Here is a 26,596-nt window from a genome sequence, read left to right on the forward strand (position 1 = left end):
AGCCCTCCCGGAGCGAGCTATGCTCGTCTCTCCCGCAAGCGCGAGAGGGAGCGCGCACCGTCGTCGCGTATGCGCTAGATCCACCCCTGCAGTTCGCGCAGCACGAGTTGGCGGATCACGTCCATGCCGGGCTCGCTGTCGTTCAGGCAGGGGATCGCGGCAAACTGCTCGCCGCCATTCTGCTTGAAGATGTGCGCGTTCTCCTGCGCGATCTCTTCCAGCGTCTCCAGGCAGTCGGCGGAGAAGCCGGGGGTGACGACGGCAATTCGCCGCACGCCGTCCTTGGCGAGCTTTTCGACCGTCTTGTCGGTATAGGGCTGCAGCCAGACGTCGTTGCCGAAACGCGACTGGAAGGTCAGCATCAGTTTGGAGGCATCCACGCCTAAGCGGCGGCGCAGGCTTTCCGTCGTTGCGACGCACTGGGAGAAATAGGGATCGCCCTGGTCGACATATTTCTGCGGCATGCCGTGGAAGGACGCCAGGATCAATTCCGGCTCGAACGGCAGCGTCGCCAGATGCGCGTTGATCGAAACCGCCAGCGCCTCGATATAGACAGGGTCGTCATAATAGGGCGATGACACCCGCAAGGTCGGCTGCGCGCGCAGGCCAGCCAGCACGCGGAACGCCTCGTCGCAGACGGTCGCCGACGTCGCGGCCGAATATTGCGGATAGAGCGGTACCACCAGGAGCCGGCTGCAGCCCTGCGCGGTCAGCGCCTCGATCCGCGTCCCGATCGAGGGATTGCCGTAGCGCATCGCCCAATCGATAATGACATGATCCTCGTCGATCGCCGCGAGCTTCTCGGCCTGCGAGCGCGTGATCGTCTTCAAAGGCGACTCGTTCTTCTCGACGTTCCAGATCTTTCGGTAGTCGAGTGCCTTGGTGCGCGGCCGCGTACGCAGGATGATGCCGTTGAGGATCAGCTTCCACAACAGCCCCTGATCCTCGATCACGCGGCGGTCGGACAGGAATTCCTTCAAATACACCCGCACGCCCTGGGCGTCAGCGGTGTCTGGCGTGCCGAGATTGACCAGCAGCACGCCGATCCGCTCCGGCTTCGCTTCCGCTGCCGGCGTCGTGTTTCCTGCTGGGGCGACCGCGGTCATGACGAGAACGGCTTCGCGCGTTGCCCCATCCTTGTCAAGACAACGGGGGGTTAGATAGGCTCCGCGCGCAGTGCGGGGAGGAACCATGACGGTTGCCGAATGGTGCGTGTTCGGAACGCTGATGCTGTACTTGCTGACGATCGCAGCCGCCAAATGGACCGCGATCGGCCGCTTCGATAATTCAAATCCGCGCGATCCCGCCTTCTACGACGATCCGATCCGCGCCCGTGCGCTCGGCGCGCACCAGAACGGGATCGAGGCTTTTCCGTTCTTTGCCTTTGCGGTGCTGCTCGCCGAATTCCGCGTGGGACCCTTGCGGCTGATCGACGAGCTCGCGGTGCTGTTCCTGATCGTGCGGATCGCTTACGTCTTCACCTATCTCGGCAACCGCCCGACCTTGCGCTCGATCCTGTGGACCATCGGCTTTGCGATCAATGTCGCGATCTTCTTCCTGCCGATGATCCGGGGCTATCTGAGGGCGTGAGTTTCTCCCTCTCCCGCTTGCGGGAGAGACGAGCAAAGCTCGCTCCGGGGGGTCGGGGTGAGGGTGTCTCCGCGATCGAGACTCTTCGTATGGTGAGAGCCCTCACCCGGCGCTACGCGCCGACCTCTCCCGCAAGCGGGAGAGGTGACTCTAAAGGTCGCTCCGCGGCGAGGTTGCCGAACGGGAAGTGCCGATTCTCCCTCTCCCGCTTGCGGGAGAGGGCCGGGGTGAGGGTGTCTCCGCGATCGAGACTCTTCATATGGTGAGAGCCCTCACCCGGCGCTACGCGCCGACCTCTCCCGCGCGCGGGAGAGGTGACTTTAGAGGCACGTCACGCGTTCGGCGGCGAGGTAGCCGAACAGGAGGCCTAGCCCGAACAGCAGCACCAGGCCGGCTGCGCCGAACTCGATGCCGCGCATGAACAGCATGCCGCCGCCGTCGCGGCCAGCGCTCACGCGTTGCGCCAGGCCGCGGGCAGAGACGGCGAGGATTGCGATGGTGGCGACCGTGATCGCGGTGCCCAGCCCCATCACGAAGGTCGCGGCGATCCCGGCCCAGAACAGGCCCTGGGCCAGCGCGAACACCAGCACCAGGATCGCGCCCGAGCAGGGCCGGATGCCGACGGTCACGATCGCGCTCAAGCCGCGCCGCCAGCCGCCGGGGCCGGCGAGCTCGCTCGGCTCCGGTCCGTGCGAATGGCCGCAATGCTCGTCATGGACGTGAGCGTGCTGGTGGCCGTGAGCATGATCGTGGTGATGATCATGCTCGTGCTCGTGGTGATGATGGCGGCGATGACCGTGGTCACGGTGCTGGTGCGGAACGCCGGCGAAGGCGGGCTGCGGCAGGCGCGCCTGCAGCGCGCGGAAGAATCCGCCGCCCTTGCTCCAGACCAGCCGCGCACCGAAGGCGGCGATCAGGGCGTAGCTCACGATCTCGATCGCTTTCTCCGCCCCGCACATGGTCTTGGCCGTGGCATTGAGCAGCCAGGCGAAGATGCCGACGATCACCACCGCGACCAGCGCCTGCATCAGGGCCGACGCAAACGACAGCGCGATGCCGCGCCAGGCAGTTTCCCGGTTGGCGACCAGATAAGAGGAGATCACCGCCTTGCCGTGACCAGGACCGGCGGCGTGGAAGATCCCGTAGGCGAAGGAGACGGCGAGCAGCGTCCAGACCGCATAGCCGTCGGTCTTGGCGGCACGGATGGTCGCGGAAATCTCGCGGTAGAATTCCGACTGCCTGGCAAGCAGCCAGCCGACGATGCCGCCGACCTGCGGCTCGGCCGCCGGCCGGGGGCCGCCGAACGGATTTTGCGCTGATAGCGCATGCAGCGCGGCATCGGCCAGCACGAAGGCAGCGAAGGCTGCGAACGCCACGGCGGCGACCGCCAGGCCGCGCGCGAAGGACGATTGCTGCTTCATGGGCACTCCACCACGACCTTGTTGGCGAACATCGCGCCAAAATTGGAGCTCTCGCCGTTCAGGAAGTTCTGCTCGCCGAGCTGTTGCGCGCTCGCGGTGCCGTCATTCGGCCGCTGAAACTGCATCTTGCAGTCGGCCGGCGCGCCGACCAGCTTGACCGGGTCCTTGTCGGCATATTTGAAGTCGATGAAGAAGGCGGGATCGAACACTTCGAGCGCGAGCTGCTTCGTCTTGAACGGCGTCTTCGCCGGCAGCGTGAAGTGCAGCGTCAGCTCCGTGTTCTTGTATTCGAGGAAATAGTCGACGGGCTCGGCGAATTTCTGCTTCTTGCCGTCGGCCTTGGCGAAGGTGAAATAGGCGAACTCCTTCAGCGACTCGACATTGGTCTGCGCGAGCGGCGCCAGCTCTTCGCGGGTATAGGCGCCCTTGATCTTGGCCTCGATGCCCTGCAGTGCATAGGTCGAGAACATGTCGTCAAAGGTCCAGGCGTGGCGGACGCCGGTGATGGTGCCGTCCGGCGCATAGATCAGCTCGCTCCGGGCGGTGATCCAGACATGCGGATGGGCCTGTGCAGCGGCCGCGCCGAGCATCACGGCTCCGGCGACCAGCAGCCCAAGCCAGTTGCGGGACATGCGCCTCACCTCAGGCGGCCTCGGCGGTTTCGAGCAGACCGCGCCGGCGGAGCAGCGCATCCGGCTCCGGCTCGCGGCCGCGGAAGGCGACGTAAGCCTCTTCCGGATCGCGCGAGCCGCCCGACGAATAGATGTCGTCGAGCAGGCGTTTTGCGGTCGCGGGATCGAAGATGTCGCCGGCCTCCTCGAAGGCGCCGAAGGCGTCCGCGTCCATCACCTCCGACCACATGTAGCTGTAATAGCCGGCGGCATAGTGATCGCCGGAGAAGATGTGGCCGAACTGCGTCGGCCGGTGCCGCAGCGCGATCTCGGCGGGCATGCCGATCTTCTCCAGCTCCTGTTTCTCGAAGGCCCGGACGTCGCGGCTGGCTTCAGCCGGCTGGGTGTGGAATTCGAGATCGATCAGCGCCGAGGAGACGAACTCCACGGTGGCAAAACCCTGGTTGAACTTTCGCGCGGCGAGGAAGCGCTGCAGCAGATCGTCCGGTAGCGGGTCGCCGGTCTGGTAATGCCTTGCGAAGCGCTGCAGCACCTCCGGCCGCTCCTGCCAGTGCTCATAGAGCTGCGACGGCAGCTCGACGAAATCGGTGAACACCGAGGTGCCCGACAGCGAGGGATAGGTCACATTCGACAGCATGCCGTGCAGGCCGTGGCCGAATTCGTGGAACAAAGTGCGGGCATCGTCCGGCGACAGCAGCGCGGGCTCGCCGTCCGCGCCCTTGGCGAAATTGCAGACATTGATGACGAGCGGGGCAACCGCGCCGTCGAGCTTCTGCTGGTCGCGCAGCGAGGTCATCCAGGCGCCGGAGCGCTTCGAGGGGCGGGCATAATAGTCGCCATAGAACAGCGCCTTGTGCTTGCCTTCGCGATCCCTGACCTCCCAGACCCGGACGTCGGGGTGCCAGACCGGGATATCCTTGCGCTCCTCGAAGGTGACGCCGAACAGGCGGGAGGCGCAGTCAAAGGCGGCCTCGATCATGTGGTCGAGCACGAGATACGGCTTGATCGCAGCGTCATCGAAATTGGCGCTGATCTGCCGGAGTTTTTCGGCGTAGTAGCGCCAGTCCCAGGGTGCCAAGGTAAAATTGCCGCCCTCCTCCGCGATCAGCCCCTGCAGCGCGTCGCGGTCGGCAAGCGCCCGCGCCCGTGCCGGCTTCCAGACCCGCTCCAGAAGGCTCCGCACGGCGTCCGGGGTCTTCGCCATGGAGTCCTCGAGCCGGTAGGTGGCGTAATTCGGAAAGCCCATGATGCCAGCGGCTTCCTCGCGCAGCGCCAGGATCTCGACGATGGTCTCGTTGTTGTCGTTGGCGTTGCCATTGTCGCCGCGCGCGGTGAAGGCCTTGAAGACCTTTTCACGCAGGTCCCGGCGATCAGAGCTTTTCAGGAACGGCTCGACCGAGGAGCGCGACAGCGTCACGATCGCCTTGCCGGCCATCCCGCGCTCTTCCGCCGCGGCCTTGGCGGCGGCGACAAAGCTGTCCGACAACCCGGCGCGATCGTCCTCGCCGAGCTCCATGAACCAGTCCTGCTCGTCGCCGAGCAGATGGTGGCTGAAGCTGGTGCCGAGATGGGCGAGACGCTCGTTGATCTCGGCCATCCGCGCTTTCGCGGCGTCGTCGAGGCCGGCGCCGGCGCGGCGGAAGCGGGTATAGGTGCGCTCCAGGAGCCGCTGCTGCTCGCCGCTCAGGCCGAGCGAGGCGCGGTTCTGGTGCAAGAGCGCGATGCGGCCGAACAGCACGGCGTTCATCATGATCGGGTTCCAGTGCCGCGCCATCCGCAAGGAGACTTCCTTGTCGATCTCCAGGATCGCCGGGTTCGAATGTGCCGACACCAGGTCGTAGAAGACCGCCGCGACCTTGGAGAGCAGCTTGCCGGAGCGCTCCAGCGCGGTGATGGTGTTGGCGAAGTCCGGCGCCGCCGGATCATGGACGATCGCGGCGATCTCGGCGGAGTGATCGGCAAAGGCCTGCTCGAAGGCGGGCAGGAAATGCTCGGGCTTGATCTCGTCGAAGGGCGGCGTCTCGAACGGCGTCTGCCAGCCCTGCAAGAGCGGGTTGGCCGAACCTTGCGAGGCGGCTGAAACTTGCGAGCTTGCCGACATGCGAAATCCCATTTTTGTCCAAGATATTGCGGCAATCTATACCATGCGATGCGGCAATTTTGGGCCTTTTGCGCTTGATCGCAGGGGCCATTTCGGGGACATTGCGCCCCTCAAAAAGGACCTTCTTCCATGAGCCTGCAGCCCTCCTCCACCGGCAACCGCCAGATTGCCTGGCCGAGCGTGATCACCGTGATCAGCGCGGCGATCCTGATCGGCGCGGAGGTGTTCGGCGCAGCCTTCGCCGGCGGCTGGGCGCTCGCGATCCTGCTCGGGCTCAACGACACCGGCGCGCACATCCTGCAGGCGGTGCTGTTCGCGCTCGGCGTCCTCGTGATGATCGCGTTCATCCGCGCGGCACAGCGCATCGAGCCGTTCACGCGGCGCGCGTGAGGGGCGCGAGTCGAGAAAACACTGTGGCAGAAGCTTGAAACGCGCAACCGACCGTTAGCTTCTCTTAACGCCCGTTCATGTTTGACGCCGCGGAGCGTGTTGCGAGTGACGTTCGCAAGCTCGCGTTAGGGAAATCTGCGCTCATCCCAAAAAAATTCTTGCGCAGCCAACTCAAAACACTTATTTCCAGCCTTGCCCAATTTCGCACGTGCCTGTGGTCGTGTGTCAGTCGGTAGGTATCCGGACAAGAGGCCGGACAGCCGCCAAGGGATGAAGAACCGAGGGTCGCCTCTGACGCGGCCAGCATCTCTCTCAAGGGATGCCGATGAAGGTCTCTCCATCTCTTGCAACCGTGACTGGCAGCCGGAGGCGAACCGGCGCACCCCGCTCTCAACGGGGGACGCGACTTAAAGCAACGACGGAGCGGGCTTTTTTGGTCTCTACCGGCATTCCAACGCCGGCGCGGGCTACTGAAAAGGCTTGTCCTTCATTGCCAGGTGAGCGGGCGGGAAATCTCCCAACCAATCCACGGCAGCACAGTCTGGTTTGAGTTTTTTGGCTTCGTTGCGCCTCCATCGCGCGATTCGGCCAAGGCACTCCTATCCGACGTCTTGTTCTTGAAATGCGGCCCCGTCGCTGGGGTCGTTGGGAGAGTGCCATGACCGAGCGCATCCAGGAATTCCTGCGTCACCGCCGCAGCGAGGGCCTCGACACCGAGCCGTGCCTCGTCGTCGACCTCGAAGTCGTGCGCGACAACTATCAGAGCTTCGCCAAGGCGTTGCCGGACAGCCGCGTGTTCTATGCGGTCAAGGCCAACCCGGCGCCGGAAGTGCTGTCGCTGCTCGCCTCACTCGGCTCCTGCTTCGACACCGCGACGGTTGCCGAGATCGAGATGGCGCTGGCCGCAGGCGCGACGGCGGACCGCATCTCCTATGGCAACACGATCAAGAAGGAGCGCGACATTGCGCGCGCCTTCGCGCTCGGGATTCGCCTGTTCGCGGTCGACTGCGCCGCCGAGGTCGAGAAGATCGCCCGTGCCGCCCCCGGCGCCAAGGTGTTCTGCCGCATCCTCTATGACTGCGCCGGCGCCGAGTGGCCGCTGTCGCGCAAGTTCGGCTGCGACCCGGAGATGGCGGTCGACGTGCTCGACCTCGCCAAGCGGCTGGGCCTGGAGCCCGTCGGCATCTCCTTCCATGTCGGCTCGCAGCAGCGCAAGGTGAAGGCGTGGGACCGGGCGCTGGCGATGGCCTCGACCGTATTCCGCGACTGCGCCGAGCGCGGCATCAACCTGTCCATGGTGAACATGGGCGGCGGCTTCCCGACCAAGTACCTGAAGGACGTGCCGCCGGTGGTGCAGTACGGCCGGTCGATCTTCCGCGCGCTGCGCAAGCATTTCGGCAACCAGATCCCGGAGACGATCATCGAGCCGGGCCGCGGCATGGTCGGCAACGCCGGCGTCATCGAGACCGAAGTCGTTCTGATCTCCAGGAAGAGCGACGAGGACGAGGTGCGCTGGGTCTATCTCGACATCGGCAAATTCGGCGGTCTCGCCGAGACGATGGACGAGTCGATCCGCTACGCGATCCGCACCCCGCATGACGGCGCGGATATGACGCCGTGCGTGCTCGCTGGCCCGACCTGCGACTCCGCCGACGTGCTGTACGAGAAGCTGCCGTATCCGCTGCCGGTGACGCTCGAGATCGGCGACAAGCTTTTGATCGAAGGCACCGGCGCCTATACGTCGACCTACTCGTCGGTGGCCTTCAACGGCATTCCGCCGCTGAAGACCTACCACATCTGACGTCTTCACCTCTCCCGCTTGCGGGAGAGGGAGAAGAAAACAGGGAGCCGGCCTGCCGGCTCCCTCTCCGACATTTTCGAGTTCTCTGAACGACGCTTCCCGCGGTGCGCCCCGCCGTTTGGAAGCGGGGACTGACGTGCCATGACTGCTTTGCGGAAGACCACCGTTGCCCTCACCCCGAGCGCCGCTCCGTTCGCGATCCGTGCGGAACGTTCCTCGGACGCCCGGGCGCGTGAAATGCTGCTGGATGCCTGCTTTGGCGAGAACCGCCATCAGCGCACATGCCAGCGCCTGCGCGACGGACGCGCGCCCGCCGAAGGCCTTGCCCTGTCGGCGGTCGCGAGCGGCCGGCTGGTCGGAACGTTGCGGTTGTGGCACGTCAGCGCCGGGGGCAGACCTGCGCTGATGCTGGGGCCGCTGGCGGCGGATTTCACCTGCCGCGGCCTCGGCGTCGGTGCCGCGCTGATGGACCGCGCGCTCGAGCTGGCGCAGCAGCACGGCCATGGCGCGGTGATCCTGCTCGGCGATGCGCCCTATTATGCCCGCTTCGGCTTCTCACTCGCGAAGATGAGCGAACTGGCGCTGCCCGGCCCGTTCGAGCGCGACCGGCTGCTCGGCCTCGAGCTCGCCGAGGGCGCGCTCGACGGCGCCTGCGGCATGGTCACCGCGACCGGCCCACTGCTGCTCAAACGCAACGCACGCGCGAAGGCATTGCGCGCCGTGCCGCAGGCCGCGTGACGGTTGCGATCATGGCCGAGAACCTCCCCACAATAGGCGATGCCGCGCGTCCACGTCTGCGCAGCGTCATCACCACCATCGTCCTGATCCTGATCTCGGTCATGATCGTCAGGGACATCTTCGTGCGCCGCTGGAGCTCGCCATCCGCTCCGGCTACAGACACGACCCAGCACTCCCGCTGACCCGCGAAACCAGAACCGAAGGTTGCGCGGGCGGGAAAATCCCGTAAACCCGCGCAGCCACCCTTATGTCGCGCAACGCTGAGAATAGGAGGTCTTGAATGTCCCGCCGCCTGATCTCGACCGGCTCGCCTTTTGAGAAGACCGCCGGCTACAGCCGCGCCGTGATCGACGGCGATTTCGCCTTCGTCGCCGGAACCACCGGCTATGACTACACGACGATGACAATGCCTGATGATGTCACGAGCCAGTCACGGAACTGTTTCAAGACCATCGAGGCCGCCCTCAAGGAAGGCGGCTTCGCGATGGCCGACATCGTCCGCGCGACCTACTACCTGACCGACGCCAAAGACGCGGACGCCCATTTCGCGGTCTGCGGCGAGTTTCTCGGCGATATTCGTCCGGCCGCCACACTCTTGATCGTCGCGGGACTCTTGAAGCCCGAGATGAAGGTCGAGATCGAAGTCACCGCGAAACGACGCACCGCCTGATCTTTTAACCAACCATCCACCCCGCTCGAGCCGTTCTCCTGGAGAAAATGATGAGCCCCTCCTCGCAGATCCACGCAAAAATTTCCGGCCCCATTGTCATGATCGGCTTCGGCTCGATCGGCAAAGGCACGCTGCCCCTGATCGAGCGGCATTTCGACTATGACAAGTCGCGCTTCGTCATCATCGATCCGCATGAGGATGGCGAACTCGCCAAGAAGCATGGCGTGCGCTTCATCAAGGGTGGCGTCACCCGCGACAATTATCGCGAACTGCTGGTGCCGCTCTTGACCGCCGGCGGCGGCCAGGGCTTTTGCGTCAACCTCTCGGTCGACACCTCCTCGGTCGACATCATGACGCTGTGCCGCGAGATCGGCGCGCTGTATATCGACACCGTGATCGAGCCGTGGACCGGCTTCTATTTCGACAAGAACATCGGCACCGAAGCGCGCTCGAACTACGCGCTGCGCGAGACGCTGCTCGCCGCCAAGCGCAAGAGCCCGGGCGGCACGACCGCGGTCTCCACCTGCGGCGCCAATCCCGGGATGGTGTCCTGGTTCGTCAAGCAGGCGCTGCTCGACATCGCCCGCGACACCGGCGTCGAGTTCAACGAGCCGAAGAGCCGCGAGGGCTGGGGTCAGCTTGCCCATAAGCTCGGCGTCAAGGGCATCCATATCGCCGAGCGCGACACCCAGCGCTCGAAGAAGCCGAAGCCGATGAACGTCTTCGTCAACACCTGGTCGGTGGAAGGCTTCGTCTCCGAGGGCCTGCAGCCGGCCGAGCTCGGCTGGGGCACGAATGAGAAGTGGATGCCGGACAACGGCAAAGAGCACGCGCATGGCTGCCAGGCCGCGATCTATCTGCAGCAGCCCGGCGCCAACACCCGCGTGCGCTCCTGGTGCCCGACGCCCGGCGCGCAATACGGCTTCCTCGTCACCCACAACGAGTCGATCTCGATCGCCGACTATTTCACCGTGCGCGACGGCGAGAAGGTGATCTATCGCCCGACCTGCCACTACGCCTATCACCCGGCGAACGACGCCGTGCTGTCCCTGCACGAGATGTTCGGCGCTGCGGGGCGGATGCAGCCGAAATGGCACATCCTGGACGAGAACGAGATCGAGGACGGCATCGACGAGCTCGGCGTGCTGCTCTATGGCCACGCCAAGAACGCCTATTGGTACGGCTCGCAGCTCTCGATCGAGGAGACCCGCCGCATCGCGCCCTACCAGAACGCGACCGGCATGCAGGTGTCATCAGCCGTGCTCGCTGGCATGGTCTGGGCGCTGGAAAATCCGGAAGCCGGCATCGTCGAAGCCGACGAGCTGGATTTTCACCGCTGCCTGGAAATCCAGCGTCCGTATCTCGGCCCGGTGAAGGGTTTCTACACCGACTGGACCCCGCTCACCGACCGGCCCGGCCTGTTCCCGGAGGATATCGACACCAGCGATCCCTGGCAGTTCCGGAACATCCTGGTGCGCTGACGCGCGCGCTCTCCTCTCGTCATTCCGGGATGACTCGAAGGGTCAGGCCCGGAATCCATGTCGCCGCGCGCGCCTGTGGCGCGATGGATTCCGGGCTCGCGCTTCCGCGCGCCCCGGAATGACGGCTCTCACTTCGCCATGTAATCGAACGCCACCGCACCGAGCCCCAGCGTCAGGTCCGCCTTGAAATGCAGGGCGGAGACGACCTCGCGCACCGGAAGCCGCGCGACGTCGCAGAGCGCGTGTGGAAACAAGCCGAGGGCGGCAGGGCCGGTCCAGGCTTCCTTCAGCGTGATGTCTTCGAGATGGAAACGAACGAGTTCGCAAATCCGCGGGCTGCCGTCGACATGCGGGATGATCTTCAGGATGAAGTTCGGCGCCTTCATGCTGTTCAGCACGGCGTCGTGATCGACCGGACGGTGCTTGTAGCCCATGGTGCCGGAGGCGCAGAGCACCGAGCCGTAATGCAGCGTGCCGACCAGCACGTCGCTCTCGACCTCGATCTTCGGCCTCGCCAGCTTCTTCGGAAATCCCCAGAGCTCGCGGCCGCCGGCGATCGGCCCTTCGTCGTCCAGATACATCGCGTGGGTATAGGCCCCCTCCTCGCCCTTGAGACGAACCGGGATCACCTGACCGGTCTCGGTGTAGTCGCCAAAGCCGGTGGAGTCGGGCATCCGGATGAATTCGTATTTCACCACGGGCTCGGCGACCTCGAGCGGCTCCGGCACCACGGCGGCGAGCGCTTCGGGATCGGTCCTGTAAGTGATGACGAAATATTCGCGGTTGAAGAAGCGATAGGGCCCCGGTGGAAACGCGGGGCTGGTGAGCGGCATCGAATAGGCACTTCGCCTGACGTCGTCGATCTTCATGCGCTGACCCCATGTGTCGTTGGCAACTGCGTCGTTGGCAACTGTGTCGTTGGCAACGAAGATTATGCGACGGCAGCGGGACGCAGGCGAGACCACAAATTCGGCAGGGTCCGTTCAGGCCAATGAGGAGATCACTTCTGCTGGACCGGCGGCGCGGTCTTTTCCGCCGGCGCCGGTGGCAGCGCGGGCTGCGCGCCGGCCTTCAGCGCGTCCGGGTCAGGACGCGCAGGTTGGGGCGCCGGCGTGGTCGGACGGTCGCCGCCGGGCTTTGACTCCGCAGGCTTCGTCTGCGGCTCGGGCGGGGAAGACTGCACCGGCGGCGTCGCCTGCGCCACCTTCTCCTGGGATTGTTGCGCGGCGATCTCAACCAGCGAAACGATGGAAATCACAAGTCCGCCCACAAACAGGGCCGATGCGATCAGAAGATCCTTCCGGAAAGCGCGCTGCTTGTCGGTCGCCATCTCGTTCTCTACCCGCGTCATTGTCCGCGGGATCAACGATCCCGGCGAGCCCTGGTTCCGCGCATATGCGCAAGGGGAACTGTACCGACCTGGGGCGTGTAGTCGTGGATCGGTATGCTGCGGGGATGCTGCGGGGATCAGGACGCGTTTGATGCCTGCTGATCCAGTAACCGCGGCACGAAAGCGGAAATCGCCGAAGGTCCAAGCCGGGTCAATCGGCGACATTCAAGAGCTGAACGGGGTACGATAGTTTTGAGAGGTCGCAGCCAATCGCGCTCGGCCGCAGCAACCGACAGACTGCCCTAACCCGCTATAACCGTCCTTCTCGAGTATCCAATGATCGGATTCACGCGGCCGCCCTGCGACGCTGGGGTCATCGAGGCAACACCGGCTTTTGACGCGGGCCTATCACAGAAACGCAAATGGCTTACGTTGGCGGCGACCGTAGTCGGGTCCAGCATGGCCCTCCTCGACGGCTCAGTCGTGAACATCGCGCTACCCGCAATCCAGGAGGCGCTGCATGCGGATGCGGCAGCGACACAGTGGATCGTCAACGCCTACCTGCTGCTGCTCGGTGCGCTCGTGCTGATCGGTGGCTCGGCTGCCGATCTTTACGGCCGGCGTCGGATGTTTGTTCTGGGCATCGCGATCTTCACCGTCGCCTCCATCGCTTGCGGGCTCTCACCGAACATTATGGCGCTTAACGCCAGCCGTGCGGTTCAAGGTTTTGGTGCCGCTCTGCTGACGCCAGCCAGTCTGGCAATGCTAGGGGCGACCTTCAGCGAGGACGAGCGGAGTCAGGCGATCGGGATATGGGCGGGCGCAGGCGCACTGATGATGGCGGCGGGTCCGTTGCTGGGCGGCTGGCTGGTCGATCAGGTATCGTGGCGGGCGATCTTCCTCCTCAATGTCCCGCTCGCCATTGCCGCGGCTGGACTTGCACTTCGCTTCGGCTGCGAAAGCAGCGATCCCCGCGCAAAGCAACTCGACTGGAGTGGCGGCGCCTCAGTCGCGATCGGCCTTGCTGCGATTACATGGTCTCTGAGCGCGATTCCGGCGTTGGGAGTTCGCGACAAGACAGTGCTGGCCGCCCTCGGCGTGGGAGCCGCTTTCCTGACGTCGTTCGTCGTGATCGAAGCCCGTCTCCATGAGCGGGCGACGATGCCGTTGTCGCTCTATCGATCACGCGATTTTTCGGCAACGAATGCATTGACGCTGCTGCTCTACTTCGCCCTCGGAGGTGCACTGTATTATCTGCCGTTCGGCCTGATCCGCCTCGGTGGGTACTCCGCGACGCAAGCCGGCGCGGCGCTGCTGCCTTTTGCCCTGATAATGGGATTCGGGGCATCATTCGCCGGGATCGTTGCCGATCGTCTTGGGCCGCGGCTGCTGCTCACCATCGGGCCGATCGTCGCGGCCTGTGGATTGGCGATGCTTGCTTATGTCGATCTCAGGCAGCCTTACCGGATTAGCGTGTTTCCGCCGATGGTCCTGCTGGGCGTGGGGATGGCAATCACGGTTCCGCCGCTGACGTCGACCGTGATGGGAGCCGCCGGCAAAGCCCATGCCGGCATTGCTTCGGGTATCAACAACGTGGTCGCTCGAGTGGGCGGCCTGCTCGCGGTTGCAGCGCTCGGGGCGGTGTTCTTTGCAAGCTTCTTGTATCACCTTACCGGAACGACGCCTGCGCAAGCCAACGAAGTCCTGAATGCCGTGATGTCCGGGGAGCCTGGCGCCAATGCGGCGGCGATAGCCGCATTCGAGCGCGCGCTACGCACGATCATGCTGGTGCCCGCAAGTTGCGCCGCACTTGCCGGCCTTGCCGGCTGGGTGTGGATCGAGCCGCGTCGAGCAGACAGCTAGAACCCATGCGATGCCAAAGGCTTTGGGCTGGCCGAGTTGCAGACCATTCTGGACGTCGGCTCGCCCTTGGGCTAATTCCAGGGCGCCAGGCTGCGGCGGACGCAGTCTGGAAGGCGCCTTGCCTTGACCAATCGACCTGCAATTCAAGTGAGTGAGAGCACATCATGAAACGCCGTACGTTCCTCAAAGGCGGCGCCGTGGCCGGCGCGACTACGCTGGTTGCGGCACCTGCGATCGCGCAGTCGATGCCCGAGATCAAATGGCGTTTGACGTCGAGCTTTCCGAAATCGCTCGATACCATCTACGGCACGGCGCAAACCTTTGCGAAATACGTGGCTGAAGCCACGGACAACAAGTTTCAGATCCAGACTTTTGCGGCTGGCGAGATCGTACCCGGCTTGCAGGCGCTCGATGCTGTGGGCGTCGCGTCCGTCGAGATCGCGCAGACGCCGCTCTATTTCTACATCGGCAAGGAGCCGGCGCTTGCCTATGCGACGGGCGCGCCCTTCGGCATGAACCATCGCCACCAACATTCCTGGTGGACGTTCGGCGGCGGCGCTGAACTCTGCAACGAAGCCCTGAAGCCTTTCAAGGCGCATGCGATCCTGTGCGGCAACTCCGGCACGCAAATGGGCGGCTGGTTTCGCAAGGAGATCAAGACGGTCGATGATCTCAAAGGCCTCAAGTTCCGCATCGCGGGCATGGGCGGCCATGTGCTCGCAAGGCTCGGCGTCGTGCCGCAGCAGATCGCTGGCGGTGATGTGTATCCAGCGCTCGAGAAGGGGACGATCGATGCTGCGGAGTTCGTCGGTCCCTACGATGATGAGAAGCTCGGCTTCTACAAGGTGGCGAAATACTACTACTTCCCCGGCTGGTGGGAAGGAGGCGCCATGTTGCACATGGTCGTGAACGACGAGAAGTGGAACGGCCTTCCCAAGCAATACCAGTCGATCCTCACCCAGGCCGGTTCGGCAGCGGGCGCCTGGATGATCGAGAAGTACGACAGCGTAAACCCCGCGGCCTTGAAACGGCTTGTCGCGAATGGAGCGGAGCTGCGCGCATTCCCGCAACCGGTGATGGACGCGAGCTACAAAGCCACCCAGGACCATCTGAACGAGATCGCCGAGAAGAGCCCGCTCTTCAAGAAGACGAAAGAGAGCCACGACGCGTACATGAAGGACGTGCTCTTCTACACGCAGATCGCGGAAAACTATTACGACAACTACCTGCTCAGCAAAATGCGCAAGGGCTGATTTTCGCGCGATCGGGAGGGTTGGAATAGCTTGTTGGTTCGAAGCTCAACCTGTACGAGCGAGTAATGACAGATACGCCAGAGTACATCTCTTGCTCCAAGGTTTTGGTGAAGGCTGAGAAGGCCCTGCTCGAGAAGCAAAACGGCGAACGTTGGAAGGATTGGGGCGGCAATAAGCCATCGCTAGTTCCCCCTGCAGACACCGAAGGCGCATCGAACCAATCGGAGAAATTGCCAGACAATCAGCCACTCTGGACAGGCATAGCGCTCTCTGGGGGCGGTATCAGATCCGCGGTATTCTGTCTTGGAGCGCTGCAGGCTCTCGCCGCCAAAGATCTGCTAAAGCGATTCGATTACATATCAAGCGTATCGGGCGGCGGATGTACCTCCGCAGCGCTCCAATGGTGGTGCAGCGAGCGACGATTCGCGGAGGAGAAGGCGCTACCGTCGGAGAAGGAGCCATACATTGCGGTGGCAGGCTTGAGAGCCGAAGACTTCCCCTTTGGCTCGGCACATCCAGATCCAAACGTGAGCGAGGGCGATGGCCCCTCCGCCGGCAAGCCTCCGTTGACCTTCTTGCGCAGGCACGCACGATACCTAACCCCCGGCAGAGGGATCGATCTCTGGGCTGGCATTGCGGTCGTGATGCGTACAATCCTTCTGAATGTCCTGATCTGGATTCCACTGGCCGCCGCCGTCTTCTGGCTTGTGTTGCGGGGAAGCGATGGCGCGATCGAGTACTTGACGGGCTGGCCTCCGCCGTTACCCGACTGGGTCATTCCGCCAAGATGGGCGACGGCATGCTCACACCTGAGTGCGCGACAATGCGAGCTTCGGCTACCGGCATTGTTTGGGGCATCCATCTTCGCCTCCTACTGTCTCTTCGCCCTCTTCATAGGCTGGACGTTCGTCCTGGCATTCATAGCCTCCGTGCGTTCGAATACGCGAAGAGCCGCGGCTCTCGGCATCTGTGTCAGCATCCTCGGACTCGCCGGAATTGCGCTTGCGGTGTGCATACTCGTCAGGGCCATCCTTTCTGTTTGGACGGACTATGCGGGCGTAGCGGTCCTCGTCATTCTATCGACCGCACTGGTTCTGTTGGGCTGGGCCAAGCTCCGAAAACCTGAGATCATTGACAGAACCTACAGAGTCGTGCGCCAATTCGATCAATATGCGGGCACCTATCTCAAGATCAATCTCAGCTTATTCTTTATCGGAATCGTACCTGTGGTCACGTTTCATGCGGCCGGACCATCGATATCTGCCCCAACCATCGCGGGCCTGCTCGCGTTTCTTTCTGGCATTGCATCGGCGATACAGGGTTACTCCATGCTGGTGGCAGGCCGAATGCGAGGCATGGTCAATGAAATAGTGGCGACCGTTTGCTCGATCGTGTTTCTCGTATCCGCGCTCTGTTGCGCGTATTTTCTTGCTGCTGCGAGCTACACGCCGAATGCAATCGTGTTCAACAAGGCCGACGATTCGGATCCTTACGCTGGCGTCGCCATCGCTATCTTCTGGGTTATCGTCCCTATTGCTGTCGGGTTGGTTTGGATCGTGAGGGTGAACGTCATCGGCCTTCATCGATTCTACAGAGACAGGTTGATGGAAGCCTTCATGCCGTCGAGCGCAAACGTCATGGGGCGCGGAAGCGGGCTGTCGCCGGTTGCAGATAGATTGTCGATCAGTGAACTCGTCGGCAGCCAAGCTCCCTATCCTCTGATCAACACAAACGTCATCCTAGTGAACGACGACGATCCGGACTTTTCCGAGCGAGGCGGCGACAGCTTCATCCTGACGCCTGAGTACGTCGGAAGCCGCGCAACCGGTTGGACGAAGACATCGACCTTCGAGAAGCTGAACGGACCGATAACCCTGGCTTCGGCGGTCGCGGCCTCCGCCGCGGCGGCGAACGCAAACGCCGGCTATGTCGGAGCGGGAATTACGCGGGGCCGCGTGGTCTCGCTCCTGATGACTCTGCTCAACGTGCGGCTTGGCCTTTGGATCGCGAACCCAGCAAAGAAGGCGGACAAGTTAGCCTGGAGGAACCCGAACAATCTCTATGCGGGGTTGATCTGCGGCATCTTCGGTCGGGGTTATAGAAGAAACAGCCAGTTGGTCGAACTTTCCGACGGCGGCCACTTCGACAATCTCGGCATCTATGAGCTTATCAGACGTCGTTGTGGCCTCATCATCGTGATCGATGGCGAGGAGGATGCGAAGGCGACCTTCCCGGCATTGACGTCGGTGCTGAGCCGCCTTGAGAAGGACTTCGAAGGCGTTCGCATCGAATTCGACAAGAACGAGGGCCTCGATCGGCTGGTGCCGAACACTGCAGGGAAGTTCCCGGCCGGCGCGCTTTGCGCGCGATCATCGTTTTTCGTGGCTCAAATTCATTATCCGACATGTAAGGAAGCCCCCACGCTTTCATGCGGGAAGAGCCCAGATGCTCTGCGGGACAAGTCTTCCGATGCTTCGAATGAAAGCGCCGCCTTCACCGGCGTGCTCATCTACTGCAAAGCATCCGTAATCGCCGACCTGAGCGTCTCCGTTGGCGGCTATCTGGCGAAATATCCTGAGTTTCCTCATCAATCCACGATCGATCAGTTCTTCGACCCAGATCAGTTTGAAGCCTATAGGGAGCTGGGCTACGAATCTATGCGACGGATGATCGGTGCGCTGAAGCTCGACACGACACTTTCGCGACCCGACGAGATACTGAAGACTTACAATCCCGTCGGCGTCTAGCCTCGTACTAGAGGTCCGACATCGTGGATGAGAAACACCAGCACGAAAAAAGTCGCGGCCACGAAAAAGAAGCTGGCGACGAACTCGCGAGGACTTGCGAGCGCCCAGGAGTCGCGACGCACCAGACTACCGATCGCAAACGCTGCGACGCATCCGAACGCCGAATAAATGAAGGAGAGCACGAGGTGTCCGGCAACCAGATTGTATCGGACGAATTCGTAAAGCGGAAACTCAAAGGTTTCGGAGCGGGAGCTCACTCGCAACGCAACGAACAGAAGCAGGCTCAACATCCAAGCCGAGACGAGGAAACCCTCGTCCAACATGAACCAGTCGTCGCGTCGTCCCCTGCTTGCCCTTGCCGACAAGATGATCAGCGCGAACGGAACCAAACCGAGGAACCAATAACCCAAGCTATCGAGCGTGACGTTGCCGTCGGAAGTAAGATTGCTGGCCGCGATGAAGGCGAGACAACCTATTCCGATCAGGAAAAGATCCAAAAGCCTTCGCCCAAGCGGACGCGCTCTTACGCCAGCAATGGATGCTTCGTCTCGGCGAGGCAACCCCAACTCCAACTGATAAGGATAGCTGCTCGGCATCCAGAACCACTCCACCCTATCTAGCCTTGGTGAATGATTATGGCTTCCAGATGGTTTCCGAAGCATGAATTTTGCTGGTTCCGGAACGCTCACCGCCACTCTTTCTCCGGTATTCTCAGAGCAAGGGGTCCCCGCCGAACATCTAAGTCATTGATCCTAAGGAAATTTCCTGGCCTAGCGACCGCAAATTGGAAGCGGACGCATGCCAGACCATCGGCGGGGATACGATAACGACGGATTTCCGTTCGTCGTTCCGACATTCCCGTATCGGCCAACGCCGTGCCGAAAAAGAAATCGCCCAGACCGGAGTACTGGCCTCCTGTGACCACTGCGGCCTGGTAGGAGAACTGCGAACGGTTACTCCTGATGCGATCGCCATTATAGGGATCGTCGGTCGAACGGCATCCGCCCGATGCTGCGTAGTTGACGTGATAAGCCCGTAGGATAGCGAGCTCGGGCGGTTGCCGACCCGAATAATCGTGATAATCATCGTAGGACTTCGCGGGTACCCGCCGTCCAGCCAGCGGGAACGGTTTATTGGCCCGTCCCTGATAGATCGAGCAGGTGTTCGTGAATCGGGCAGCGGCCTCGTTCCTCACCAAGTGAACTGTTTCCTGCGGTCCAGTCGTAGGGGCTCCGGCCGAAACGAGACGCCCGTACTTGATAACCAAGGCCCCGGCGCGCGGCGAAGTGGGATCCGTTCGCATTACGTAAAGGAAGGAGATCGGGCGTGCGGAAGGCATCGGATCCAATTGAGCGAACCCACTGAAGGTCTGCCATGACCGACCGTCCAACGAGTACAAGAGGTCGCGGTCAGAGGCACCGGCAAGGTCTACGCCGAGTCGGCAATCGGCATAAGAGGACGACGCAATGAACGAAGCAAGCAACAGCGCTCCCAGGGAAAAGGCAGCTCTTCGCGCCATATCTATACCCCTAAAATTGCAGCGGTCCACAGAAGCCTAGCGCAGATTGTACTAACCGTAAACATAACTGACACCGCTTGTTGGGCTCTGTGGCGATGCACCCTGACTTACGATGGCACATCCGCTTGGCCCGCACGCCCTAATCGGCTGTGTTGACTTCCCAGGTGGCGTGGCGGACGCCCACCTGGCGCTGCAGGTCGACGACCACGGCATTCAGCTCGTTGGGATTGACTGCCGTGCTGACCAGCGTCGCCACGATCTCCAGCAGATCGTCGCCGATCTCCTGGACCTCGACATCGGCCACGGGGTAGCTGGCGGCCTCGAGCTTCTCTACCAACTGATCGCGCATGTCGGGCAAGGCTTCGGTTGAGACCGCGAGCTTGAAATAATAGGTCGCCTCGGACGCCCGTTCGTCGAGCGGAATGCGGTTGATGGCATTCACCAGCGGCCGCAGCAGTGTGTTGCCGGCGAGGATAAACACGGTGAGCATCGCGGCCTGCGCCTCCATGTCGGCGCCGGCGCAGGAGCCGACCGCGGCGGACGTCCACAAGGTCGCTGCCGTGTTGAGCCCGCGCACGTCCATGCCCTGCTTCATGATGACGCCGGCGCCGAGGAAGCCGATGCCCGACACGACATAGGCGATCACGCGCACGGCCCCATCTGCTCCCGACAGGCGCATCGCGAGATCGACGAACGCGGCCGCCCCGACGGCGACCAGCACGTTGGTGCGCAGGCCCGCGGTGCGCTGGCGGTATTGTCGTTCGGCGCCGATCAGCGTGCCCAGCACAAACGCTGTGGTCAGGCTCATCAGCGTGTCGAAGAAATCGGCGAGCTGGAAGGTCGTCAGAAACCGCATGGCCCCTCAATACGGCTTGGACACGACAGAAGATTAAAACTCCAACAGACCCCCGTCGCCGTCTTCGTCCGCGAATGCCAATAGTGTGCCTTTGGCGTTCCAGGCCAGTGCGGAAATCGGCGCGCCCTTGTTCCGGCGGAGCAGGATCTCGGCCCCATCCTCCATCCGCACCATCAGCACGGTGCCGTCGCTATAGCCGGCGGCCAGGATGTCGTCCTTCGGATGGCAGGCGACGACCGAAACGCGCGCCTGCAGCGGCGCCAGCATCGCCGGCTGCTTGCCCATCGGTCCGTCCTTGGAGGTGAAGGGCCAGATGATGACGGTGTCCGCGCCCGACGTGGCAAGCCCCTTGCCGCCGGCGCTCCACGACATCGATCGCACCCGGCCGGGATAGCCGCTCATGCGCATGTGCCTGTTGTCGGCAAGCCGCCAGCCATGCAGCGCCGGCTCGTGCATCGCGGTAACCAGGAATTTGTTGTCCGGGCTGAAGGTGACGGCGTGATGCGAGCCGGCCCATTCCAAGAATTCCGGCTTGGCCGCCATGTTGGGAAACCACAGCGTCGCGCCGCCATAATGGGCGATCGCGAGCCGCAGGCCCTTTGGCGCAAAGGCAAGGCCGCCCACGGTGGACGGCGCGTCGAACGATTTCTCCTCGCCCTTGGCCGGGCGGACGAAGGCGGTCGTGCCCACAGACCACGCCACCGCGCCATCGGGATGCAGCGCCACGGTATCGATCCAGCGCCGCTTCGGGTCCGTCGCGAGCGTCGCGACCTCGCCCTTGGCGTTGAGCGCGACCAGTTTGCCGTCGTCGCCGCCCATGACGATCCGCTCGCCATCAGAGACAGAGCAGAGGATGGCGCCGCCATGCACCGGCGTCTGCGAGACTTCGCCGTCCCCGCCGACGACGGCGACATTCTCCTCGGCGCCGACGAAGTGGGCGGTGTCGCCAAGGAAATGCACTGATGTGACGGCCATGCCGAGCGGCACTGGCCGTACCTGGTCGGTCATCGAAGCGATGGAGGGCAACTCGCCCGGGTCGAACTCGCTCATCACGAGACGATGCAGCGCTCAAAGCCGTCGCGGATAGCCTGCTCCGGCAATTCGCGGCCGATGAAGATTAGCCGGCTCTCGCGTGGCTCGTCCTCCTTCCACTGCCGCTGATGGTCGCCTTCCAGCATCATGTGGACACCCTGGAACACGTAGCGGTCGTCATCGCCGGCGAAGGCGAGGATGCCTTTGGAGCGCAGGATCTTCTGGCCCTCGGTGGCAACGAGGTTCTGCAACCACGGCATGAACTTCGTGGGATCGAGCGGCTTGTCCGTGCGCAGCGACAGCGATTGCATGTCCTCATCGTGGTAATGCTTCAAGCCGTGGCTATGATCATGGTGGTGATGGTCGTGGCCATGGTGATGATGATCGTGATCATGGTCATGATCGTCGGCTTCCAAAAAGTCCGGCTCGATGTCGAGGATGCGGTCGAGGTCGAAGGCGCCGCGCTCCAGCACGTCCGCAAGTTCCACCTTGCAGCGCTCGGTCCGATGCAGCTTGGCGTAGGGGTTGATGCCGCGGATGCGGGCCTCAACCTCGGCGAGCTCCGGCTTGGACACGAGATCGGTCTTGTTCAGCACGATGACGTCGGCGAACGCGATCTGGTTCTTGGCCTCGGGCGCGTCCTTCAGGCGGTCGCTGAGCCATTTGGCGTCGGCCACCGTGACGACGGCATCGAGCCGGGCGTTCTTCTGCACATCCTCGTCGACGAAGAAGGTCTGCGCTACCGGCGCGGGATCGGCCAAGCCCGTGGTCTCGACGATGATGGCGTCGAACTTGCCCTTGCGCTTCATCAGCCCGTCCATGATGCGGACGAGGTCGCCGCGCACGGTGCAGCAGATGCAACCGTTGTTCATCTCGAACACTTCCTCGTCGGCGCCGATGATCAGGTCGTTGTCGATGCCGATCTCGCCGAATTCGTTGACGATGACGGCATATTTCTTGCCGTGGTTCTCGGACAGGATGCGGTTGAGCAGCGTGGTCTTGCCGGCGCCGAGATAGCCCGTCAGCACGGTCACAGGGATCTTTGACGAAGAAGGTTCTGGCATGGCAACTCCGGGGGCGGAACTAAAGAATGCGCTGCCCGGGCCGGCAGGGAGGGCCCCTGCCCTAGTGGCCGAGCGCGCTGGTCAGGGCCTTTATATTGTGCCTGACCATCGCAATGTAAGTGGGTGCCTCGCCGTTTTCGGCAGTGAGGCTGTCCGAATAGAGGGTCCCGCCGATCCTGGCCCCGGTCTCGTCCGCAATCCGCTGGATCAGGCGGGGATCGCTGATATTTTCGAGAAAAATCGCCGGAATTTTCGCCTTTTTGATCTGGGTGATGATGCCAGCGATATCGCGAGCGCTGGGCTCGGATTCGGTCGAGACCCCCACGGGGGCGATGAACTCGATGCCGTAGGCGGCCGCGAAATAGCCGAAGGCACGGTGGGTCGAGATCACCTTGCGGCGCGCTTCCGGGATGGCGGAAACCGCCTGCCGCACCTCGCTGTCCAGCGCGTCGAGCTCTGCCAGATACCTTTCCGCATCGGCGCGAAAGGCTGCGGCATCCGCGGGGGCCGCGGCCACGAGCGCGTCGCGGATATTGGCGACGTAGATCTTCGCATTGGCGACGGACTGCCAGGCATGCGGATCGACGTCCGAGCCCAGCTTGATCGGAGCAATCCCGCTTGTAGCAGTGATGACGGCCGCCTTGCCGCCAGCGGATTGGACCAGCCGCGGCAGCCAGCCCTCAAGGGCGAACCCGTTGATGAAGAGCAGCTTCGCTTCCGCGACCTTTTTTGCGTCGGCGGGCGTCGGCCTGTACACGTGAGCATCGCCCTCGGGGCCGACCAGCACCGTCACGTTGACGCCGTTGACGCCGACATTGCGCACGAAGTCGGCCAGGATCGAGAAGCTGGCGACCACGTTGAGGCGCTCTCGAGCGGAGCGGTCTTGCGCACGCGCCGGACCGGCAAGCGTGATGAGCGCGAGCAGCGCGAGCCAGAACCACCGTCGCATCGCTGCTATGCCTCCAGATGCCGGCCGGGGAACATCTGGCGGACCAGCCCGCCGACATTGCCGAACAGGAGCGAGGCCAGATAGAGGCCCGCCGCGACCAGGATGATCGCGGGGCCCGATGGAATCCGGGTCTGGAACGACAGCACCAGCCCGGCATAGCCCGAAAGCATCGCGCTTGCGACCGCGATGCAGATCATGCCGGTGATGTCGCGCGACCAGAATCGCGCGATGCCGGCCGGCAGGATCATCAGGCCGACTCCGAGCAGCGTGCCGAGCGCATGGAAGCCGTTGACGAGGTTGACCACGACCAGCGCCAGGAACGCCAGGTGCGCCGGCGCCCCGGCGCGGCTGACTGTGCGCAGGAACACCGGATCGACGCATTCGATCACCAGCGGCCGGTAGATCACCGCCAATACCAACAACGTGATGGTGGCGTTGAAGGTGATCACCAGAAGCGTCTGGTTGTCCATCGCGAGAATGTCGCCGAACAGCACGTGCAGGAGGTCGATATTGGTGCCCTTGATCGAGACAATGGTGACGCCGAGCGCCAGCGAGACCAGGTAGAAGGTGGCGAGCGAGGCGTCCTCCTTCAGCTCCGTGTTGCGGGCAACGAGGCCGGCCAGCAGTGCCACCGCAAAGCCCGCGACCAGGCCGCCAACCGTCATTGCGAACAGATTGAGCCCGGAGAGCAGGAAGCCGATCGCCGCGCCCGGCAGGATCGCATGCGCCATGGCGTCGCCGACCAGGCTCATCCGCCGCAGCATCAGGAACACGCCGATCGGCGCCGCGCCGAGCGACAGCGCGACCACGGCGGCGAGCGCGCGGCGCATGAACTCGAACTCGGTGAAGGGCGCGATCAGCGCGTCAGTGAGCAGCGAGTTCACTTCACCTCTCCCGCTCGCGGGAGAGGTCGCTGCGCTCTTGGCGCAGCGGGTGAGGGCTCTCTCCCCACGGATAGTCCCATCGCGGAGACACCCTCACCCCGACCCTCTCCCGCAGGCGGGAGAGGGAGCGCAGCGTCCATCGCGGATGTAATTCGAATTTCATCGGGCTTCAGGCAGCGCGTGAAGTGTCCACGGCGCAGGCGGCGGCGCGGTCGTCGAAGGCTTCGCACATCCGCATCGCCACCGTCAGATTGTCCGGCGTCAGCACCTCTGATGTCAGCCCCCACGCCACCGGTCCGCGCGCAAGCAGCAGCGTTTCCGGGAAATTGGCGCGCACCATGTCGAGATCGTGCAGCGCCGCCAGCACGGTGCGCCCCTCGCCGTGCCAGCGCTTGACCAGCGCCAGCAGGTCGGCGGTGGTCTTGGCATCGATGGCGTTGAAGGGCTCATCGAGCACGATCAATCGCGCATTCTGCAGCAGCACCCGCGCGAACAGCATGCGCTGCATCTGCCCGCCGGAGAGCGTGCCGATCGGCCGGTTCTCGAAGCCGTTGAGACCGACCGCGGCAATTGATGCGAGGACCTTGTCGCGCGCGTCCTTGCCGATGCCGCCGAACAGGCCGATGCCGCGCCACAGGCCGGTGCCGACGAAATCGAACACCGAGATCGGGAAGCTGCGGTCGATCTCGGCCGACTGCGGCAGATAGGCGATGTCCCTGTGGTCGAGGCCGCCGAGATGGATCAAGCCGGCCAGCGGCTTGAGGATGCCGGTGATGCCGCGCAGCAGCGTCGACTTGCCGGCCCCGTTCGGGCCGATCACCGCGAGCAGCGCGCCCGTGGCCACCTCGCCGTTGAGGTGGTGCACCGCCGGATGGCGGTCATAGCCGAGTGTGACATTGCGGAATTGCAGTTGCGCGGGCACGGCTCACCTCATCGCGAGCAGAACGAAGGCCCACAGGGCGGCGCAGACCGCGAGCGCTGCGGCAAGCCGTGCGGCGACCGTCATGCGCAGGATCGACCAGGACGCCGCCTGCGCCGGATGCGGTGTCTCCGCACCGTGGCCATGGACATGATCGTGGGCACGTCCGTGGACGTGGTCGTGGGTATGGGTATGCGCGTGAGCCATTTGCCCCGAACGTTACATTATAACATTACGCGAGTCCACCGTGGCCGCCGCTCACGGTTTGCCGATCGCCATGGCGATGGCGGCGGCCAGGAACGGAAACGGTACCGAGACCGCGGCGCGGAACCAGACGAAACGGGCCGGCATGAACGGGATTTCCCACAAGATCACCCGCTGGAAGGCGAACAGCGCCCAGGCGACGACGTAGGCGATCACCTGGGGCGGGCCGCCGCCGGCCTTCAGCGCCACCGCGCCGATGGAAAAGCCGACCACCGGCCCGCCCGGCGTCGCCGCGCCCGCGACGACGGCGGTCAAGACGCCAAGCCAGCCGCTATCCGGGCCGAGCCAGCCGGTGATGATCTCCTGCGGGATCACGGCGGCGATATAGCCGGACCCGACCACGCCGATCGCGATCCGCGGCATGATGCCCGCAAATTCGAGCGAGCCTTCGCGCAAGGACGACACCAGCACCGTGCCGCCGCGCCGCCAGGCGATGTAGCCGACGCCTGCGACCGAGCCCCACAGCAGGATGTCGATCAGAAGTGCCGCGCTCATTCCGGCGCGCCGTTCGGATAGACGCGGGCATAGACGAAGCGGCCGAAGGCGCCGGCGAGCACCGGCAGCGGCAGCGAGATCACGATCCGCCACAGCGTGAACTCGGTGCCCATGATCGGCAATTCCCAGGCGACCGCGCGGCCGTAACCGATCAGGGTCCAGCTCACCACCATCGCGATCGTCGCGCCGAAATCGGCGCCGACGGTGAGCAGCGCCGCCGCCACCGGATAGGCGGTGAAGGGACCGCCCGGCAGGATCGCGCCGAAGGCGGTGCCGATCAGCAGACCCTTCAATCCGGACTTTGGTCCGAGCGAGCGTGAGACCTTTTCGTGCGGCAGAATTTCCGCGATGAACGCGCCCAACAGACAGCCCGCGAGCACACGCGGCAGGATGCCGCCGAACAGCGAGAGGTCGTGGGTGAGAATCTCGAGCACACCATCGACGCCATCGCGCCGATACACCAGGCCGGCGCTGACCAGGACCAGCGCGAGGATTGAGATCATCGACCAGCCGAGCGGCTTGCGTACGCGGCCGGGAGGCGCGGCCTCCGCGGCGTCATCGGCCGGCGGCGGGTCTTTCAGCGGTGCATCTGACAAG

General features: G+C 63.7%; 26 protein-coding genes. 10 read left to right on the top strand and 16 right to left on the bottom strand.

What is annotated here, in order from left to right:
* Positions 1-74: 74 nt before the first annotated feature.
* Positions 75-1,106, bottom strand: coding sequence for a ferrochelatase (gene hemH / locus ACVJGD_RS23415; RefSeq protein WP_456636526.1), 1,032 nt, complete (start codon positions 1,104-1,106; stop codon positions 75-77).
* A gap of 85 nt (positions 1,107-1,191) precedes the next feature.
* On the opposite strand from hemH, the gene ACVJGD_RS23420 reads away from it, so the two are divergent.
* The gene (locus ACVJGD_RS23420; RefSeq protein WP_456636527.1) at positions 1,192-1,590 is read left to right on the top strand and encodes an MAPEG family protein; all 399 of its coding nucleotides are present in this window, start codon (positions 1,192-1,194) and stop codon (positions 1,588-1,590) included.
* Positions 1,591-1,910: 320 nt separating this feature from the next.
* Here ACVJGD_RS23420 and ACVJGD_RS23425 read toward each other — a convergent pair whose 3' ends face one another.
* The 3 genes from ACVJGD_RS23425 to ACVJGD_RS23435 are packed head-to-tail and all read right to left on the bottom strand — an operon-like array spanning position 1,911 to position 5,744.
* On the bottom strand, positions 1,911-3,011 hold the full coding sequence (locus ACVJGD_RS23425) for a nickel/cobalt transporter (protein WP_456636528.1): 1,101 nt from the start codon (positions 3,009-3,011) through the stop codon (positions 1,911-1,913).
* Complete coding sequence (locus tag ACVJGD_RS23430; RefSeq protein ID WP_456636529.1) at positions 3,008-3,643, bottom strand: DUF1007 family protein; 636 nt, start codon at positions 3,641-3,643, stop codon at positions 3,008-3,010. The genes ACVJGD_RS23425 and ACVJGD_RS23430 overlap by 4 nt, the downstream gene beginning before the upstream one ends.
* A 10-nt stretch (positions 3,644-3,653) precedes the next feature.
* Positions 3,654-5,744 carry a M3 family metallopeptidase gene (locus ACVJGD_RS23435; protein ID WP_456636530.1) on the bottom strand — a complete coding sequence of 697 codons (2,091 nt, stop codon included), beginning with the start codon at positions 5,742-5,744 and terminating at the stop codon, positions 3,654-3,656.
* A gap of 129 nt (positions 5,745-5,873) precedes the next feature.
* Here ACVJGD_RS23435 and ACVJGD_RS23440 point away from each other — a divergent pair, with 129 nt between their 5' ends.
* From ACVJGD_RS23440 to ACVJGD_RS23465, 6 genes are all read left to right on the top strand, one after another.
* The gene (locus tag ACVJGD_RS23440) at positions 5,874-6,134 is read left to right on the top strand and encodes a hypothetical protein (protein WP_456636531.1); all 261 of its coding nucleotides are present in this window, start codon (positions 5,874-5,876) and stop codon (positions 6,132-6,134) included.
* Between the two features lie 658 nt (positions 6,135-6,792).
* Positions 6,793-7,935 (top strand): type III PLP-dependent enzyme, encoded by a 1,143-nt coding sequence (locus ACVJGD_RS23445; protein WP_456636532.1) that lies wholly within the window; start codon positions 6,793-6,795, stop codon positions 7,933-7,935.
* A 141-nt stretch (positions 7,936-8,076) separates the two neighbouring features.
* A complete protein-coding gene (locus tag ACVJGD_RS23450; protein ID WP_456636533.1) occupies positions 8,077-8,673 on the top strand; it encodes a GNAT family N-acetyltransferase in 597 nt (198 codons plus the stop codon).
* 11 nt (positions 8,674-8,684) lie between these two features.
* Positions 8,685-8,855: a hypothetical protein gene (locus ACVJGD_RS23455; protein ID WP_456636534.1), complete on the top strand. Its 171-nt coding sequence runs from the start codon at positions 8,685-8,687 to the stop codon at positions 8,853-8,855.
* Positions 8,856-8,953: 98 nt separating this feature from the next.
* A complete protein-coding gene (locus ACVJGD_RS23460) occupies positions 8,954-9,343 on the top strand; it encodes a RidA family protein (RefSeq protein WP_456636535.1) in 390 nt (129 codons plus the stop codon).
* Between the two features lie 50 nt (positions 9,344-9,393).
* On the top strand, positions 9,394-10,824 hold the full coding sequence (locus tag ACVJGD_RS23465) for a homospermidine synthase (protein WP_456640346.1): 1,431 nt from the start codon (positions 9,394-9,396) through the stop codon (positions 10,822-10,824).
* A gap of 128 nt (positions 10,825-10,952) precedes the next feature.
* Here the strand turns inward: ACVJGD_RS23465 and ACVJGD_RS23470 are convergent, their stop codons facing one another.
* Both ACVJGD_RS23470 and ACVJGD_RS23475 read right to left on the bottom strand, forming a co-directional pair.
* The gene (locus ACVJGD_RS23470) at positions 10,953-11,693 is read right to left on the bottom strand and encodes an acetoacetate decarboxylase (protein WP_456636536.1); all 741 of its coding nucleotides are present in this window, start codon (positions 11,691-11,693) and stop codon (positions 10,953-10,955) included.
* A 131-nt stretch (positions 11,694-11,824) separates the two neighbouring features.
* On the bottom strand, positions 11,825-12,154 hold the full coding sequence (locus ACVJGD_RS23475) for a hypothetical protein (RefSeq protein WP_456636537.1): 330 nt from the start codon (positions 12,152-12,154) through the stop codon (positions 11,825-11,827).
* A 336-nt stretch (positions 12,155-12,490) separates the two neighbouring features.
* Here ACVJGD_RS23475 and ACVJGD_RS23480 point away from each other — a divergent pair, with 336 nt between their 5' ends.
* The 3 genes from ACVJGD_RS23480 to ACVJGD_RS23490 all read left to right on the top strand — a co-directional run bounded on the left by ACVJGD_RS23480 (position 12,491) and on the right by ACVJGD_RS23490 (position 18,017).
* Complete coding sequence (locus ACVJGD_RS23480) at positions 12,491-14,017, top strand: MFS transporter (RefSeq protein WP_456636538.1); 1,527 nt, start codon at positions 12,491-12,493, stop codon at positions 14,015-14,017.
* A gap of 164 nt (positions 14,018-14,181) precedes the next feature.
* Positions 14,182-15,270 carry a TRAP transporter substrate-binding protein gene (locus tag ACVJGD_RS23485; RefSeq protein WP_456636539.1) on the top strand — a complete coding sequence of 363 codons (1,089 nt, stop codon included), beginning with the start codon at positions 14,182-14,184 and terminating at the stop codon, positions 15,268-15,270.
* A 65-nt stretch (positions 15,271-15,335) separates the two neighbouring features.
* Positions 15,336-18,017 (top strand): patatin-like phospholipase family protein, encoded by a 2,682-nt coding sequence (locus ACVJGD_RS23490; RefSeq protein ID WP_456636540.1) that lies wholly within the window; start codon positions 15,336-15,338, stop codon positions 18,015-18,017.
* Here the strand turns inward: ACVJGD_RS23490 and ACVJGD_RS23495 are convergent.
* The 10 genes from ACVJGD_RS23495 to ACVJGD_RS23540 all read right to left on the bottom strand — a co-directional run bounded on the left by ACVJGD_RS23495 (position 18,014) and on the right by ACVJGD_RS23540 (position 26,595).
* Positions 18,014-18,613, bottom strand: a complete 600-nt coding sequence (locus tag ACVJGD_RS23495; protein WP_456636541.1) for a hypothetical protein — start codon at positions 18,611-18,613, stop codon at positions 18,014-18,016. The two genes, ACVJGD_RS23490 and ACVJGD_RS23495, sit on opposite strands and share 4 nt — an antisense overlap.
* 1,062 nt (positions 18,614-19,675) lie before the next feature.
* Complete coding sequence (locus tag ACVJGD_RS23500) at positions 19,676-20,392, bottom strand: MgtC/SapB family protein (protein ID WP_456636542.1); 717 nt, start codon at positions 20,390-20,392, stop codon at positions 19,676-19,678.
* Between the two features lie 33 nt (positions 20,393-20,425).
* Positions 20,426-21,442 carry a WD40 repeat domain-containing protein gene (locus ACVJGD_RS23505; RefSeq protein ID WP_456636543.1) on the bottom strand — a complete coding sequence of 339 codons (1,017 nt, stop codon included), beginning with the start codon at positions 21,440-21,442 and terminating at the stop codon, positions 20,426-20,428.
* Positions 21,442-22,488: a CobW family GTP-binding protein gene (locus tag ACVJGD_RS23510; RefSeq protein WP_456636544.1), complete on the bottom strand. Its 1,047-nt coding sequence runs from the start codon at positions 22,486-22,488 to the stop codon at positions 21,442-21,444. Before ACVJGD_RS23510 ends, ACVJGD_RS23505 begins: the two co-directional genes overlap by 1 nt.
* Positions 22,489-22,549: 61 nt before the next feature.
* The gene (locus ACVJGD_RS23515; protein WP_456636545.1) at positions 22,550-23,437 is read right to left on the bottom strand and encodes a metal ABC transporter solute-binding protein, Zn/Mn family; all 888 of its coding nucleotides are present in this window, start codon (positions 23,435-23,437) and stop codon (positions 22,550-22,552) included.
* A gap of 5 nt (positions 23,438-23,442) precedes the next feature.
* Positions 23,443-24,312: a metal ABC transporter permease gene (locus ACVJGD_RS23520; protein ID WP_282529426.1), complete on the bottom strand. Its 870-nt coding sequence runs from the start codon at positions 24,310-24,312 to the stop codon at positions 23,443-23,445.
* A gap of 178 nt (positions 24,313-24,490) precedes the next feature.
* Entirely contained in the window at positions 24,491-25,243 is a 753-nt protein-coding gene (locus ACVJGD_RS23525; RefSeq protein WP_456636546.1) for a metal ABC transporter ATP-binding protein, read from the bottom strand.
* Positions 25,244-25,246: 3 nt separating this feature from the next.
* The gene (locus ACVJGD_RS23530) at positions 25,247-25,447 is read right to left on the bottom strand and encodes a hypothetical protein (protein ID WP_456636547.1); all 201 of its coding nucleotides are present in this window, start codon (positions 25,445-25,447) and stop codon (positions 25,247-25,249) included.
* A gap of 51 nt (positions 25,448-25,498) precedes the next feature.
* On the bottom strand, positions 25,499-25,999 hold the full coding sequence (locus ACVJGD_RS23535) for a hypothetical protein (RefSeq protein WP_456636548.1): 501 nt from the start codon (positions 25,997-25,999) through the stop codon (positions 25,499-25,501).
* Entirely contained in the window at positions 25,996-26,595 is a 600-nt protein-coding gene (locus ACVJGD_RS23540) for a permease (RefSeq protein ID WP_456636549.1), read from the bottom strand. Before ACVJGD_RS23540 ends, ACVJGD_RS23535 begins: the two co-directional genes overlap by 4 nt.
* Position 26,596: the final 1 nt, after the last annotated feature.

The sequence above is a fragment of the Bradyrhizobium sp. USDA 10063 genome, assembly GCF_054063735.1.